This is a genomic window from Streptomyces sp. NBC_01465, assembly GCF_036227325.1.
In the GTDB taxonomy this organism is placed as follows: domain Bacteria; phylum Actinomycetota; class Actinomycetes; order Streptomycetales; family Streptomycetaceae; genus Streptomyces.
Window position 1 is genome coordinate 1,455,989 of the sequence record NZ_CP109467.1, and the last position, 14,883, is coordinate 1,470,871.

Consider the following 14,883-nt stretch of genomic DNA (forward strand, 5'->3'; position numbering starts at 1 on the left):
TCGGCGGCCGGGCGGGGGTTCCCGCCCGGCCTCTCTTGTTACGCCGTGATCGGTTTCGTGCCGAGGCGGATGTGGTCCACCGCCCAGTACCAGTTGTTTCCTGCGTCGTACATGCGGAAGCGCAGGGTCACGGTCTTCGCTCCGTCCGGGACCGTCAACTCTCTTGCGACCAAGGTGTTCTCGGCGTCCGGCGAACCCGAGCCGTACGTCAGCAGCACCTGTTCCTGGCCCGTGTCGAAGACCGCTCGCACCTCTGCCTTCTGCGGGTCCTCCTGGCGGTAGTGCGAGTCGAAGCCGAGGTGGAGCTTCTTCGCTCCCGTCGGGATCGGCACCGGCGGGGAGACCAGCGTCGAGTCGAACTTGCCCTTCGCGGACGGGGATCCCGTGTCGTCCCAGTCGTCGGGGTCCGCCACCGCGATCACGCCCAGCGCCCTCGCGAAGTTGGCCCGGTCCTGGCCGCCTGTCGCCCATGAGCGCTTCGTCAGGAACGTCCAGCCCTGCAACTCCTTCGTGCCCTGCGGCATCGCTGTCGCGTTGACCACCGACCAGCCCGCCGGGGCGGTCGGCGTCCAGCCGAGGATTCCCGCGCGCGGCTGGAGCTTGTCCGAGACGGACTGGAAGTCCTCGCCCAGGAGGTAGCCGGACATCGACGGGGCTATGCGGGTCGCCAGTTCGCCCTCGGCCAGGCGCAGGCCGTCGTCCGAGCGGCCGCGTACGACCACCAGCAGGCGTCCTGTGTCGTACGCCTTCGCCGTGGAGGACGGGGTGACGTCATAGGTGAGGGTGTACGAGGAACCCGCGGCCAGCGTTCGGGGAGCATCTCCCTTCGCTGCCTTCGTCTGCCAGCCTGCCGGGGCGTTCAGGGCTGTCTCGACGTCCCTGAGCGGCGACTCACCCCGGTTGGTGATCGTCGCCGTGAAGCGGGTTGCCGCGCCTGCGGCCACTACCGGCTCGTCGCCTGCTGCCGCCGCGACCTCGACCGTGAGCGCCTCGGGCAGGCCCATTGCGGGGTCGGTGACGCCCGGCCTGCGGTCGCCGAAGCGGGCTGCGAAGCGGCGCAGGTAGTGCGGGTCGTCCGCCGCGGTGACCGCGATGTCGTACCAGCGTTCTGCCGGCACCTTGACCGTGATCTGGCGCGATCCCCTTGCGGGGACGCGGAGTTCACGCACTCCCCCGCCGTAGGCCAGGTCGCCGATCAGGACCGTGCGGGCTCGGCGGCCTCGGTTGGCCACCTCCACCGTGAGGCGGCGGCGGTCGTGGTCCTCGTCGATGCGCGCGTCGAGCGGGGCGCTGTCGTTGCCGCGCAGGTGCCAGAGGTAGCCGTTGGGGCCGTGGACGCGCAGGTCGTAGCCGTCGGGGCCTGCCGTCCAGGTGTCGGAGAGCGAGGCGCCCGCGCCGACCGTGTAGTGCCGGGGGACGGTGCCGGGCTCCGGATAGACCTGGAAGACCGCGGCCTGGCTGCCCCGGCCGCCCTGGTTGCGGAAGGTCAGCTCCGCCTTGCCGTCGCGGATGCGGGAGGTGACCCGCAGGGCGTACGGGACGGCTCGTGCGGGCTGGGTGCCGCGCTGCTGCTTCGGGAAGAACTGGGGGTTCGGGACCGCGATGGTCGGCTTGGAGGCCGCCGCCACCGACTTCGCCACATTGCCGCTGGTGTCCGGGAGTTGGGGCCAGGCGATCTCCTCTCCCGAGAAGTCGAAGACCGAGGTGAGGTCACCCGTCACCGAGCGCCGCCAGTCGCTGATGTTGGGCTCGTGGACGCCGAAGCGGCGTTCCAGGAACTTGATGACCGACGTGTGGTCGAAGACCGCCGAGTCGACGACGCCTCCGCGCGTCCACGGCGACACCACCATCATCGGCACCCTGATGCCCAGGCCCAGCGCGTGCGGGCCGGAGACGAGCTTCTCGCCGTCGGGGAGGGTCGACGACCAACTGAGCGTCCCGTCAGCCGACTTGACGCGGTAGCGGCCGTCCTGGCCGACGACCCGCATCTGGGTCTTGCCGGCGGCAGTCGTCACCCGTACGACCACTTCGCCGTCCGGGTTCGCCGTCGACCTGCCGCGCCCGGCGCCGAGCGGCGGCACCGGCGGCAGGACGTGGTCGAAGAAGCCGCCGTGCTCGTCGTAGTTGAGGATGAAGGCCGTCTTGGCCCAGACCTCGGGGTTGGCGGCGAGCGCCTCGATCAGGCGCGCGGTGAGGTCCTCGCCGTCCGGCGGCGGGTAGTCGGCGTGCTCGGAGAGTGCGGCGGGCGCGACGAGCCAGGAGACCTGCGGGAGTGCACCGTTGTCGATGTCGGCCTTGAAGGCAGCGACGAGCGCGTCGCCCATCGCGTGCGGGTCGCCCGCCTGCGCGGCGTCGCCGACCATCGTCATGCCGCGGTCGTGCAGCGGCTCGCCGGGCTTCGCGTCGTGGAAGGGCTTGAACCAGGCGAGGGCGTTGTCGTCGAAGTTGTCGCGCGCCTGGTACGTCTTCCAGCTGATGCCCGCCTTCTCCAGGCGCTCGGCGTACGTCGTCCAGGTGTAACCGGCCGCCGTCTCCGTGTTGTCGATGACCGCGAGGTCGCTGACGGTGCCTCCGCTGGTCCCCGTCATGAAGTACTCACGGTTCGGGTTCGTGCTGGTCTGCATCGACGCGTGGTAGTTGTCGCAGATCGTGAACGTCGAGGCGAGCGCCGCGTAGAAGGGCATGTCGGCGGACTCGTAGAAGCCCTGGCCGAGATAGCCCGAGCCGCGGCCGTTGACGTAGCCGTCGCCGAGGCCGTCGCGCCACAGCGACTGGGAGTCGATGAAGCCGAAGGCGGCCGCGCCCTGCCGGTAGGCGTTGGTGTGGGCGGCGTTCATCGCGAAGGGCAGCAAGTACCCCTCGGCGCGCGAGGGGTCGGGCTGGTGGAAGACGGATCTGCCGTTGGTGGTGCGTATCGCGGTGCGGTCGCCGAGACCGCGCACCCCGCGCTGGGTGCCGAAGTAGTGGTCGAACGCGCGGTTCTCCTGCATGAAGACGACGACGTGCTCGATGTCGTCGAGTCGGCCGGGCTTGGCGGGCGCCGCGAGTGCGGTGCGCACACTCAGCGGCAGGGCGGACAGCACCGCAGCACCTGCCGCACCGCCCAGCAGGGTGCGCCGTGAGACGTCGAGGGACATGGGTGGCTAGCTCCTTGGCTCATCCGTGGGTCCAGACCCGTTATAGATACGAGACTTCGACGCACGGGGCCAGAGGTGTGCGTGAACTCTGACCGAACCTTGGAGGGCGAGGGCACGACACAGGCCCGTTCCGCATTTATCGACAACCCCCGGAGAATGGAATTGAAAATGCAGAACAGGCCCTTTTCCAGCGCAGCTTCCCATTTTCTTCTGCCCCGTTTTATCGACCCTAAACGCTAGAGTTTCAACAAGACCGATCTACGTAATTCGGACGCGTCTCGCGGTCGTTACGGAGGTGTGACCGACCCCACACGAAGGTTGATTTGCCCGTTAATTCCCGTACAAACCATACCGATTCGCCAAACCCTCGCCCGGCGCGTGCGCCCGCGCGATAACACGTTCCGCCTCTCCCGCCAACCCCGCCCCAGAATGCATTTTTTGAATTCGCTGGGTAAATTTCCTCCCCATGACCGAATTCCTGGAGCTGGAGATCGACACCCCGCGAGTGGAGGACGGAGCCGCGATCTGGCGCATCGCCCGCGACTCCGAGGTGCTGGACCTCAACTCCTCGTACAGCTACCTGCTGTGGTGTCGCGACTTCGCCGCGACCTCCGTCGTGGCGCGCGGCGCCGACGGAGCACCCATCGGCTTCGTCACCGGCTACGTACGGCCGGAGCGGCCCGAGGCCCTCGTCGTCTGGCAGGTGGCCGTCGACCGGGCCCACCGCGGACGCGGCCTCGCCGGCACGCTGCTCGACGCGCTGACCGCCAAGGTCACGGCGGCGGGCGGAGTGCGGGAGATCGAGACGACCGTCACCCCGGACAACACCGCCTCCGACCGCCTCTTCGCCGCGTACGCGGAACGCCATGGCGCGTCACTGACCCGCGAAGTCCTCTTCGACGGCGGGCTGTTCCCCGAGGGCACCTCGCACGAACCAGAGGTCCTGTACCGCATCAGCCCCGTCCCGGCCGCCTGACACCCCCCACCACAGGAGACCCGCTGTGACCATCACCCCGCCTGCCCTGAGCGTCTTCGAGACCCTGGAGTCCGAGGTACGCAGTTACTGCCGCAGCTGGCCCGCCGTGTTCGACCGCGCCCAGGGCAGCTACCTCCACGACGAGGACGGCCACACCTACCTGGACTTCTTCGCCGGTGCCGGGTCGCTCAACTACGGGCACAACAACCCTGTCCTGAAACGGGCGTTGATCGACTACATCGAGCGCGACGGCATCACGCACGGCCTCGACATGGCGACCACCGCCAAGCGCGCCTTCCTGGAGTCCTTCCAGAACGTGATCCTGCGGCCGCGCGACCTCCCGTACAAGGTGATGTTCCCGGGTCCGACGGGCACCAACGCCGTCGAGTCCGCGCTCAAGTTGGCCCGCAAGGTCAAGGGCCGCGAGTCCGTCGTCTCCTTCACCAACGCCTTCCACGGCATGTCGCTGGGCTCGCTCGCCGTCACCGGCAACGCCTTCAAGCGGGCCGGGGCCGGCATCCCGCTCGTCCACGGCACCCCGATGCCCTTCGACAACTACTTCGACGGCCAGGTTCCCGACTTCCTGTGGTTCGAGCGGCTGTTGGAGGACCAGGGCTCCGGCCTCAACAAGCCCGCCGCCGTGATCGTCGAGACGGTCCAGGGCGAGGGCGGCATCAACGTCGCCCGCGCCGAGTGGCTGCGCGCGCTGCAGGACCTCTGCCACCGCCAGGACATGCTGCTGATCGTCGACGACATCCAGATGGGCTGCGGCCGCACCGGCGGCTTCTTCTCCTTCGAGGAGGCCGGCATCACGCCGGACATCGTTACACTGTCGAAGTCCATCAGCGGCTACGGACTGCCCATGTCCCTCTGCCTGTTCAAGCCGGAGCTGGACATCTGGGAGCCGGGCGAGCACAACGGCACCTTCCGCGGCAACAACCCGGCGTTCGTCACCGCCGCCGCCGCGCTCAACACGTACTGGGCCGACGGCCAGATGGAGAAGCAGACCCTGGCACGCGGCGAGCAGGTCGAGCGCGCGCTCCTGGAGATCGTCGACGAGATGGACGCGATCGGCGTCAGCTTCCGCGGCCGCGGCCTGGTCTGGGGCATGGAGTTCGACGACAAGGAGCGCGCCACGGCGGTCGCCCGCCGCGCCTTCGAGCTCGGACTGCTCATCGAGACTTCGGGGCCCATGAGCGAGGTCGTCAAGCTGCTGCCGCCGCTGACCGTGAGCCCCGAGGAGCTGGACGAGGGACTGCGCATCCTCGCCCGTTCCGTACGAGAGACCGCCTGACACCGCACCAAACGCACCACAGAGAGAGGGAGCAACCCACCGTGATCGTCCGCTCGTTCAAGGACATCGAGAACACCGACCGCCATGTGAAGGCCGCCACCGGCACCTGGGAGAGCAAGCGCATCGTGCTCGCCAAGGAGAAGGTCGGCTTCTCGCTCCACGAAACCGTGCTGTACGCGGGTACGGAGACGTCGATGTGGTACGCGAACCACATCGAGGCCGTCCTGTGCACGGAGGGCGAGGCCGAGCTCACCAACGACGAGACCGGCGAGACCCACTGGATCTCCCCCGGCACGATGTACCTGCTGGACGGCCACGAGCGTCACACCATGCGTCCGAAGACCGATTTCCGCTGCGTCTGCGTCTTCAACCCTCCCGTCACCGGACGGGAGGACCACGACGAGAACGGCGTCTACCCGCTGCTGACCGAGGAGGTCTGAGCCGCCATGACCGACGTACTCACCAACATACGAGCGGACCTGTATCCATCCCGGGGCGCGGCCGAAGTGATCACCCCACGCCAGGACCCGGTCGTCTGGTCGCCGCCCGGTGCGCCGGGACCGGTCTCGCAGGCGGACCTGCAGGGGTTCGAGCGCAACGGGTTCCTCACCGTCGACCAGCTCGTTGGGCCCGACGAAGTCACGCTCTACCAGGCCGAGTTGGACCGCCTCATCAACGACCCGGGCGTACGGGCCGACGAGCGCTCGATCATCGAGCCGCAGTCCCAGTCGGTGCGCTCCGTCTTCGAGGTCCACAAGCTCAGCGAGGTCTTCGCGGGGCTCGTGAGTGACGAGCGCGTGGTGGGCCGCGCCCGCCAGATCCTGGGCTCCGACGTGTACGTCCACCAGTCGCGGATCAACGTCAAGCCCGGCTTCGGCGCCTCCGGCTTCTACTGGCACTCGGACTTCGAGACCTGGCACGCCGAGGACGGTCTGGCGAACATGCGGACCGTGTCGGTCTCGATCGCGCTGACCGAGAACTACGACACCAACGGCGGCTTGATGATCATGCCGGGGTCGCACAAGCAGTTCCTGGGGTGCTCGGGCGAGACACCGAAGGACAACTACAAGAAGTCCCTGCAGATGCAGGACGCCGGCACCCCGTCGGACGAGGCGCTGACGCGGATGGCCGACCGCCACGGCATCAAGCTCTTCACCGGGGCGGCCGGTTCGGCGACCTGGTTCGACTGCAACGCGATGCACGGGTCGGGCGACAACATCACCCCGTACGCGCGCAGCAATGTCTTCATCGTCTTCAACAGCGTGGAGAACGCGGCGGTGGAGCCGTTCGCGGCACCGGTACGCCGCCCCGAGTTCATCGGGGCCCGGGACTTCACCCCGGTGCGCTGACCAGCGCGAGGACCATGGCGAGGTTGTGCTCGGCAATCCCCGCCATGGCCTCGCGGTCGGGGAAGTCCCCGTCCAGGAGCCGCAACGGGCCCGCGACCAGCGAGAGATGGTTGGCCAGGGTGTAGAGGCGCAGCCGCGCATCGTCGAGGCCCGGTACGCGCAGCGGTTCGTAGCCGCCCTTGAACCGGTGCGCCAGGAAGACGTGCTCCCACTCGACGTCGAAGTACATCAGCCCTTCGATGTCGATGACGACCAGCTCCCCGTCAGGGCCCACCAGCACATGGTCGGGCCCCAACTCGCCGTGGATCAGCCGGTATTCGGACCGCGGCTCCACCGCCGCGGCACGTGTGCGCACCGCGTCGTCGAGGCGCGTCCGCGCCCGGGCGCCGCGCTCGTCCCGTACGGCGATCTCGGCAATGTGCCGCAGGGCGCGATCCGTCACGGCCTGCTCGCACGAGTCCGCCGGTACGCTCTCGCCCCGCTCGACCAGGGCCACCTTCCCGGCCCGGGGTGCGGTGTGCCCGTGCATGACCCGCAGCGCGGAGCCGAGCCGGTCCAGCGCCTGCCGTCCGCCGGCCGGGTCGGTCTTCAGCAGCGCCTCGAGCGATCCGCCCCGGACGTCCTCGACCAGTGCGACATCCTCCGGGTACACGCTCCGGCTCCGGTCGAGCACGTACAACTCCGGTACGCGCACGCCGAGTTCGTCCAGCGTCCGGTGTGCGGCGCCGAACAGATCGGCGCCGGTGCCGTCGGCGAAGGGCTCCGGTTCGGCGTCCCGCTCAGGCCAGTAGTTCTCGCCGGCGGACCAGACGTACAGGATCGCGGAGAACCCGTCGTCGAAGCCCAGCCGGTAGACGCCCTTCTTGCTGCCGCCCCGCAGCCGCGTCACCGCGTCGAGCCCGCGCCGGCCGCCGAAGACGGAGCTCAGCAGTCCTGCCAGACGGACGCGGTCGACCCCAGGGCCGCTCACTGCTCGACCGCGTCGAGGTCGCCCGCGTAGTGCTCGATCGCGCGCCGGTACTGCTGGACGCGGCTGTCCGCGCTGGTCGCCGCCAGCACCCTGAGCAGCGATGCGACAGCCTCCCGGCCATCACCCGTGTTGTAGAGCGCCATGGCGAGGAAGGCCTGCAGGGCGGCGTCGTCCGGGAACTCCGCCAGGCCGCGGCGCAGCGTTCTCAGCGCCTCCTCGTAGCGGCCGAGGATCCGGTAGGTGGAGCCGAGGCCCAGGAACACCCCGTGCCGGTCCTCCTCCGTGAGCCCCGGAGCGCTCAACGCCCGCTCGTAGAACGGCACCGCATCGGCCTCGAGCCCGAGTACGTCGTGCACCCACGCCGTCTGGTACGCGACCTCGACGCTGTCCGGGTGCTTCTCCGCCAGGGCGAGGAGCCGTTCGCGCGCCTGCTCCGGCTTCCCCTGCTCGCGGAGTAGTACGGCTTCGGCCAGGGCGGCGTCCCATTCATGATCAGCGTTCATGACGAGCCACGATAAGCGATGGCACTTCCGCGCCCCGTGGTGCACGATCACCCGCGTGATCACGGACAACGAAGCCCTGGTGCGCGCAGCCGCCCTCAACAACGCCGAGTGGTGCGACGCGCTCTCGCGGACGCACGGAGTGAAGGGCGAGTTCGGGGCCGCCGCCTGGACCGCTCCTCGCCGCACGCCGCCCTACTATCCGGATGCGGTGACGCTCACCGCCGATGCCGACGCCGCGCAGATCCTGGAGCGCGTCGACACCTCGTCGGACGACTGCTCGGTGAAGGACAGCTACAGCTCTCTGGACCTGTCCGCGGCAGGATTCGAGGTGCTTTTCGACGCCCAGTGGATTCACCGCTCCACCTCAACTCCCTTCCCCCGCACGGAACTTCGCTGGCGTCGCGTGGAGACGGCCGCTGAGCTCGCCGCCTGGGAGGCGGCCTGGGACGGCGGGGTCACCGACCTGTTCCTCCCCGACCTCCTCGCCGACGAGACCGTCGCCGTGCTCGCCGCCTTCGACGGATCCGCCGTCGTCGCGGGAGCCGTCGCCAACCGCAGCGCGTCGGTCGTGGGCCTCTCCAACACCTTCGGCGACTGGCCGGGCGCGCTCGCGCAGATCGCACACCTCTGGCCCGGTCTCCCGGTCGTCGGGTACGAGTCCGGCGACGATCTCGACGCCGCGCTCGCGCAGGGCTTCGAGGCGATCGGGCCGCTGCGCATTTGGCTCGCTCAGTAGGGCCTGATGGCGATCGTGATGATCTCCGGGCTGCTCGGGGTCAGCGGGGTGCGGTCCCAGTCGCCGTACTGCTCCACGATCACCAGACCCGCCGCCGCGAGGTGCGCGAGGAGGACGTCCGGGTCGAGGAACCGGAGCGTGCTGCGGCTGACCTGCGGTTCGGGCCAGGCAGGTCCTGTGTAGGTGGTCGTGAAGGTGACCCGGTCGCCGGTGACCGGGGTCTCCACCGCGCACACCGTCCGTATCGTCGCGCCCGAGGCGTCCTGCACCTCCGACGAGTACTCCTTGTCCCAGCGCTCCCAGCCCCGGACCGCCGGGTTGCGCGTCTCGAAGGCGAAGCGTCCGCCGGGCTTCAGGGAGGTGCGGATGCCCTGCAGTGCGCTGCGCAGTTCGTCGTCCTCCACGAAGACCTGGAAGGCGTGTCCGCTCATCACCACCAGGTCGAACTCCTGGTCCCAGGCGGCCGATCCGAGGGTGCCGAGCATCCACTGGATGTCCGGATGCGCCCGGGCCCGCTCCAGCATCGCGGGTGCCGGATCCAGTCCGACGAGCGCCCCCGTGTGACCCGCGCGACGGGCGTCGTGCAGCAGGGTGCCCGTTCCGCAGCCGACGTCGAGCACGGCCTGCGCGGACATGATCAGGGGGAGGTAGAAGGCGAAGTCGTCGCGCGGCTCGGAGGAGTTCAACGTGTCGTAGAGAGCGGCGAGTTCGGGGTCGGTGAACTGGTCGTCGGCCATGGGCACAAGGTGCCAGGGCTCCTGTGGATCTGTAAATGGGTTGCTGCCGCGCCCGCGCCGCCTCCAGGATCTGCCCATGAACGCAACCCTCATCCCTGCCGCCCTGCCGCTGTCGACGTCCGCCCTCCCGGCGCGCGTCCAGCAGCAGCCCGGCCGTCCGCGGAGGCCGATTCCCGCGCACGCGTGATGGGCGGCGCGCTGGGCGCGGGCCTGCTCGCCGGGTACGGCATCGCCATTCCCGTGGGGGCCGTCGGCGCGTATCTGGTGGGGCTCACCGCCCGTACGAGCTGGCGGACCGGAGCCTGCGCGGCCCTCGGGGTCGCGACCGCCGACGGGGTGTACGCGCTGATCGCGACGGCCGGGGGCTCCTCGATCGCCCCCGTGCTGGCACCGGTCATGGATCCGCTGAGGTGGGTTTCCGCCGTGGTCCTGATCGTGCTGGCCGTACGGGGCGGGGCCGCCGCGGTCGGTCAGTACCGGAAGCGGCAGACCTCCGCACGCGCCGAAGGGACACCCGTCGGGCCCGGCCGGGCCTATCTCGGGCTCCTCGGGATGACCCTGCTCAACCCGACCACCGTGATCTACTTCGCGGCGCTCGTCCTCGGCAGCCGCTCTACGGCGGACCCGGGCGTACTGGCACAGGTGGTGTTCGTCGCCGCCGCGTTCGCCGCCTCCGCCAGCTGGCAGTTGCTGCTGGCCGGGGGCGGGACGCTGCTCGGGCGGGTGCTGACCAGCAGGCGCGGACGGCTGGGCACCGCGCTCGCGTCGTCGGCGCTGATTCTTGCGCTGGCCGTCCGTACGCTCTCGGGCTAGGCCGAGTCGCGTACGACCAGTTCCGTCGGGAGTATCACCGCCGCCGTGTCCTCGCCCGCGATCTGGGCGAGGAGCACGCGCACCATCTCGGCGCTGATCCGGTCGAAGGGCTGGCGCATCGTGGTCAGCGCCGGGCTGACCGCCGTGGCCGCCGGGGAGTCGTCGAAACCGCCGACCGCGATGTCGTCGGGGACCACGCGTCCGGCGTGCTGGAGCGTGGAGACGACGCCCTGGGCCATGAGGTCGGAGGCGACGAACACGGCGTCCATGTCCGGGGCTTGGGCCAGGAGGCGGGCGGCCGCTTCCTCGCCGCCGGCCCGCCGGTAGTCGCCCTCCGCCACCAGCGCCGGGTCGTACGGGAGACCTGCCTCGGCCAGTACGTCGCGGTACCCGGCCAGGCGCTCGGTGCCGCCCGGGGTGTCGAGCGGGCCGGTGATCATGCCGATGCGACGGCGTCCGGTGGCGACGAGGTGGCGGACCATCTCGTGGGCGCCCTCGCGCTCGTCGACGGCGACGTAGCTGACCTTCGTACCGAGGCCGAGCGGCTTTCCGCAGGCCACCAGGGGGATTCCGGCGTCCAGCAGCTCGGCCGCGACCGGGTCCCCGCTGTGGCTGGAGACCAGGAGCACGCCGTCGACATGGCCCGAGGTGATGTAGCGGGTCAGACGGCGGCGCTCGTCCTCGTTCGAGGCGAGCATCAGCAGCAGCGGGATGTCGTGCTTGGCGAGGTGCTCGGTGCAGCCGCGGAGCAGGACGTTGAAGTTCGGGTCCTCGAAGAACTTCTCCTGCGGCTCCGTGAGGAGGAATGCCACCGAGTCCGAGCGTCCGGTGATCAGGGAGCGGGCGTGCCGGTTGACGACGTACCCGGTCTTCTTGATGGCCGCCTCGACCGCCTTGCGTGCGGCGGGCGAGACGTAGTGGCCCCCGTTGAGGACACGGGAGACGGTTCCCCGTGAGACGCCCGCCTCCCTCGCCACGTCGTGGACGGTGGGAGGCTTGCGGCGTCCGTTCGTACTGGTGGTCATGTCCCTCGTCTGTGCCGGTGCGGATGAGCGAGCTGTGCGGTCAGGCCTTGACCGATCCGCTCAGCAGGTCCAGGGACCAGAAACGCTGGATCACCAGGAAGAGAGCGATCAGGGGGATGACCGCCAGCAGACACCCGGTGATGACCAGTGTATAGAGAGCGGGTTGCGAGGCGCCCTGGGCCATGAGGGTGTAAAGCCCCAGGGTGATCGGGAACTTGGTGTCGTCGGCCAGCATGACGTACGGCAGCAGGAAGTTGTTCCAGATGCCGACGAACTGGAAGAGGAAGACGGTGACCAGGCCCGGCATCATCATCGGGACCGCGATCCGCGAGAAGATGCGCCACTCGCTCGCACCGTCCATGCGGGCCGCTTCCAGGAGTTCGGCGGGGACGGCGGCGCTCGCGTAGATGCGGACCAGGTAGACGCCGTACGGGGAGAGGATCGACGGCAGCAGCATCGACCAGTACGAGTCGGCGAGGCCCATCTTGGACATCAGCAGGTACTGCGGGACCGCGAGCACGATGCCCGGGACGAGCACGCCGGCCAGGATCAGCTTGAAGACGAACTCCCGTCCGCGGAAGGCGAACCGGCCGAGCGCATAGCCGCCGGCGGCGGAGACCGCCGCGGACAGGAGGGCGCCGGCGCCCGCGTAGAAGGCGGAGTTGCCCATCCACTGCCAGTAGATGCCGTCGCGGTAGGAGCTCAGCTGGCTGACGTTGTCCATGAAGCCGGAGCCGGGCGACATCGTGAAGGTGGAGAACAGCTCGGAGCGGTTCTTCGTCGACGCCATGACGACCCAGGCCACGGGGATCAGGCAGTACAGCGCGCCGATCGCCATGACGAGCGTGGGGATCCAGGCGGTGCGCTTCGCACGGGAGGGGCGGTCCGTGGTGGCGGTCAGGGTGAGGGGGGTCATGCCTTGTCCTCCCGGGTGAAGCGGTCGGAGATGCGCAGGAGGGTGAAGGACAGGAGGAACGTGGCCCCGGCGAGGACGACCGCGGTGGCGGAGGCGCCGTAGATGTCGGAGCGGCCGAAGGCGCTGTCGTAGATGGCCAGCAGCGGGCTCCAGGAGTTGGAGACGCCGTTGGTCAGGGTGCGGAGCGTCTTGGGCTCGGTGAAGACCTGCAGGGTGGCGATGACCGAGAAGAAGAAGGTGAGGACCAGCGAGGGCATCACGATCGGAATCTTGATCCGGAGAGCGATCTTCAGGTTGGAGGCGCCGTCGATCTTCGCGGCCTCGTAGATCTCCTGCGGTATCGCGCGCAGCGCCGTGTAGATGACGATCATGTTGAAGCCGGTGCCGCCCCAGACCGCGATGTTGGCGAGGGAGAGGTAGAGGTTGCCGCCGTCGAACAGGTCGGGCTGCGGGAGGCCGAGCTCGCGCAGCACGTAGTAGAAGGGGCTGACGTCGGGCAGGTAGAGGAAGCCCCACATGACGGCGGCGATGATTCCCGGCACCGCGTACGGAAGGAAGATCGCGAGGCGGGTGAAGGAGGCGCCGCGCACCAGCGGGGTGTCGAGCATCAGCGCGAAGACGAGCGCCAGGCCGAGCATGGTGGGGATGACGATCAGTCCGTAGCCGAAGGCGCGCAGGATGCTGTGGCCGAACTCGGAGTTCTCGAAGACGTCGGCGTAGTTGCCGATGCCGTTCCAGACTTCGGCGCGGGCGCCTCGGCCGAGTCCTGCGCCCTTGACCTGCACCTTGTGGAGGCTGAGCCAGATCGCGTACCCGATGGGGACGACCGTGAAGGCGGCGAACAGGGTGAGGGTGGGGACCAGGAACCAGTACGGGGCCGAGCGGCCTCGGCGTCGCGGGCGGCGGGGGCGGACGGGACTGGTGGCACCGTCCGCCAAGGGCCCGGCCGTCAGACGGCCGGAACCCTCGAGCGGAGTGGTGGTCATCCCTCGGTCACCTTGAATCCCTGCTTCTTCATGTCCGCGAAGGTCTGGGACTGCATGTCCCCGACGGCGGACAGGAACTTCGTCTTCTTCTTCGCCTTGGTGGCCTTGCCGAAGCTGTCGGTGAACGCGTCGTACGCGGTCTGGACGTTCGGTCCCCAGGCGGAGGCGACGGTGGTCGCGGAGATCTTGGCGGCCGTCGCGTAGAAGTCCTTCTGGTTCGGGAAGAACGCGGGCGTGGCGAGTACGGATCCGGACTGCGCCTCGGTGGCGGCCGGGTAGATGCCGGACTCCTTGACCAGGGCGGCGAGCGCCTCGGTGTCGGTGTTCAGCCACTTGATGAACTTGGCGGCGGCCTCGGCGTTCTTGGAGTCGGTCGAGACGCCGGTGGAGGAGCCGCCCCAGCTGCCCGTGACGTTCTCGCCGGCGGACCACTGCGGGAGCGGGGCCATGCGCCACTTGCCCTTGGTGTCGGGGGCCGAGCTGACGAGGACGCCGGGGGCCCACACGGCGGAGACCCAGGCGAGGTGGGTGCCCTTGTTGAGGGCGTTGTTCCAGGCCGGGGTGTACATCGGCTGGTTGTCGATGACGCCCTCCTCGACGAGGCCGCCCCAGAATCCGGCGACCTTGTCGGTGGCGTCGCTCGCGATGTCGACGGTCCACTTGCCGTCGGCGTCCACCGTCCACCACTTGGCGCCGGCCTGCTGGGCGAGTCCGGCGAAGAGCCCCGAGTCCTGGGAGGAGAACGTGGTGAGGAACGCGTCGGGGGCGGCCTTCTTGGCGGCGCGGGCGGTCTCGGCGAACTCGTCCCAGGTGGTGGGGACCTTGAGGTTGTGCTTCTTGAAGAGGTCCTCGCGGTAGTAGAACATCAGCGGCCCGGAGTCCTGCGGGACCGCGTAGAGCGCGTCGCTGCCGAGGGTGACCATGCCCCAAATGCCGTCGGAGAAGTGGGACTTGGCGTCCTTGGCGTACTTCGCGATGTCGGCGAGGACGTCGTTGGAGACCAGGGTCGGCAGGGACTGGTACTCGACCTGGATCAGGTCGGGGGCGTTGCCCGCCTTCTTCGCCGTGATCAGCTTGGAGATCATCTCGCCACCGCTGGCCTGCTTCGACACCGTCACCGTGATGTCGGGGTTCTTCTTGTTCCAGATCGCGGCAACCTTTTCCATGCCCGGCGCCCACGACCAGTAGGAGAGCTTGACCGGTCCGCTGCTCTTGCCGGAGCCCTTGTCCGAGCTGCCGCAGGCCGCGAGCGTGCCGGCGGCGGCGACGCTCAGGGCGCCGGCGAGCACGGTTCGCCTGTTGATCTGGTGGCGGTGGATCGACATCTGTATCTCCCCTGACTGAGAAGAGCGGGCCCTTCAGGAGGGCCGTGCGGCTCTGTGATCGTGCACAGTAGAAAATTGTTTCGGTCTCTTGTCAATGGATGAACCGTGGGGTTACC

At 69.1% G+C, this 14,883-nt stretch carries 14 protein-coding genes; 6 read left to right on the forward strand and 8 right to left on the reverse strand.

Annotated elements, in window-relative coordinates; genetic code table 11:
• Window positions 1-38 precede the first annotated feature (38 nt).
• Window positions 39-3,137 (reverse strand): phosphocholine-specific phospholipase C, encoded by a 3,099-nt coding sequence (locus tag OG707_RS06575; RefSeq protein WP_329115340.1) that lies wholly within the window; start codon window positions 3,135-3,137, stop codon window positions 39-41.
• 466 nt (window positions 3,138-3,603) lie between these two features.
• On the opposite strand from OG707_RS06575, the gene ectA reads away from it, so the two are divergent.
• Genes ectA through thpD form a run of 4 tightly spaced genes read left to right on the forward strand, consistent with a single transcriptional unit; the run spans window position 3,604 to window position 6,756 of the window.
• Window positions 3,604-4,113 (forward strand): diaminobutyrate acetyltransferase, encoded by a 510-nt coding sequence (gene ectA / locus OG707_RS06580; RefSeq protein ID WP_329115342.1) that lies wholly within the window; start codon window positions 3,604-3,606, stop codon window positions 4,111-4,113.
• Between the two features lie 25 nt (window positions 4,114-4,138).
• Entirely contained in the window at window positions 4,139-5,407 is a 1,269-nt protein-coding gene (gene ectB, locus OG707_RS06585; RefSeq protein WP_329115344.1) for a diaminobutyrate--2-oxoglutarate transaminase, read from the forward strand.
• Between the two features lie 41 nt (window positions 5,408-5,448).
• The gene (locus OG707_RS06590; RefSeq protein ID WP_206962203.1) at window positions 5,449-5,847 is read left to right on the forward strand and encodes an ectoine synthase; all 399 of its coding nucleotides are present in this window, start codon (window positions 5,449-5,451) and stop codon (window positions 5,845-5,847) included.
• Between the two features lie 6 nt (window positions 5,848-5,853).
• Entirely contained in the window at window positions 5,854-6,756 is a 903-nt protein-coding gene (gene thpD, locus OG707_RS06595) for an ectoine hydroxylase (protein ID WP_329115348.1), read from the forward strand.
• Here the strand turns inward: thpD and OG707_RS06600 are convergent.
• Window positions 6,740-7,726: a phosphotransferase family protein gene (locus OG707_RS06600; RefSeq protein WP_329115350.1), complete on the reverse strand. Its 987-nt coding sequence runs from the start codon at window positions 7,724-7,726 to the stop codon at window positions 6,740-6,742. The two genes, thpD and OG707_RS06600, sit on opposite strands and share 17 nt — an antisense overlap.
• Window positions 7,723-8,229 (reverse strand): tetratricopeptide repeat protein, encoded by a 507-nt coding sequence (locus OG707_RS06605; protein WP_329115351.1) that lies wholly within the window; start codon window positions 8,227-8,229, stop codon window positions 7,723-7,725. The genes OG707_RS06600 and OG707_RS06605 overlap by 4 nt, the downstream gene beginning before the upstream one ends.
• On the opposite strand from OG707_RS06605, the gene OG707_RS06610 reads away from it, so the two are divergent.
• Window positions 8,228-8,965 (forward strand): hypothetical protein, encoded by a 738-nt coding sequence (locus tag OG707_RS06610; protein ID WP_329115352.1) that lies wholly within the window; start codon window positions 8,228-8,230, stop codon window positions 8,963-8,965. The genes OG707_RS06605 and OG707_RS06610 overlap by 2 nt on opposite strands.
• Here the strand turns inward: OG707_RS06610 and OG707_RS06615 are convergent.
• Window positions 8,959-9,702: a class I SAM-dependent methyltransferase gene (locus OG707_RS06615; RefSeq protein ID WP_329115353.1), complete on the reverse strand. Its 744-nt coding sequence runs from the start codon at window positions 9,700-9,702 to the stop codon at window positions 8,959-8,961. The two genes, OG707_RS06610 and OG707_RS06615, sit on opposite strands and share 7 nt — an antisense overlap.
• A gap of 186 nt (window positions 9,703-9,888) precedes the next feature.
• On the opposite strand from OG707_RS06615, the gene OG707_RS06620 reads away from it, so the two are divergent.
• Window positions 9,889-10,515 carry a LysE family transporter gene (locus OG707_RS06620; protein WP_329115355.1) on the forward strand — a complete coding sequence of 209 codons (627 nt, stop codon included), beginning with the start codon at window positions 9,889-9,891 and terminating at the stop codon, window positions 10,513-10,515.
• Here the strand turns inward: OG707_RS06620 and OG707_RS06625 are convergent.
• Genes OG707_RS06625 through OG707_RS06640 form a run of 4 tightly spaced genes read right to left on the reverse strand, consistent with a single transcriptional unit; the run spans window position 10,512 to window position 14,767 of the window.
• Window positions 10,512-11,540 carry a LacI family DNA-binding transcriptional regulator gene (locus tag OG707_RS06625; protein WP_329115357.1) on the reverse strand — a complete coding sequence of 343 codons (1,029 nt, stop codon included), beginning with the start codon at window positions 11,538-11,540 and terminating at the stop codon, window positions 10,512-10,514. The genes OG707_RS06620 and OG707_RS06625 overlap by 4 nt on opposite strands.
• A gap of 40 nt (window positions 11,541-11,580) precedes the next feature.
• Complete coding sequence (locus OG707_RS06630) at window positions 11,581-12,456, reverse strand: carbohydrate ABC transporter permease (protein ID WP_329115359.1); 876 nt, start codon at window positions 12,454-12,456, stop codon at window positions 11,581-11,583.
• Window positions 12,453-13,442, reverse strand: coding sequence for a carbohydrate ABC transporter permease (locus OG707_RS06635; RefSeq protein ID WP_329115361.1), 990 nt, complete (start codon window positions 13,440-13,442; stop codon window positions 12,453-12,455). Before OG707_RS06635 ends, OG707_RS06630 begins: the two co-directional genes overlap by 4 nt.
• The gene (locus OG707_RS06640; RefSeq protein WP_329115363.1) at window positions 13,439-14,767 is read right to left on the reverse strand and encodes an ABC transporter substrate-binding protein; all 1,329 of its coding nucleotides are present in this window, start codon (window positions 14,765-14,767) and stop codon (window positions 13,439-13,441) included. The genes OG707_RS06635 and OG707_RS06640 overlap by 4 nt, the downstream gene beginning before the upstream one ends.
• Between the last annotated feature and the right edge of the window lie 116 nt (window positions 14,768-14,883).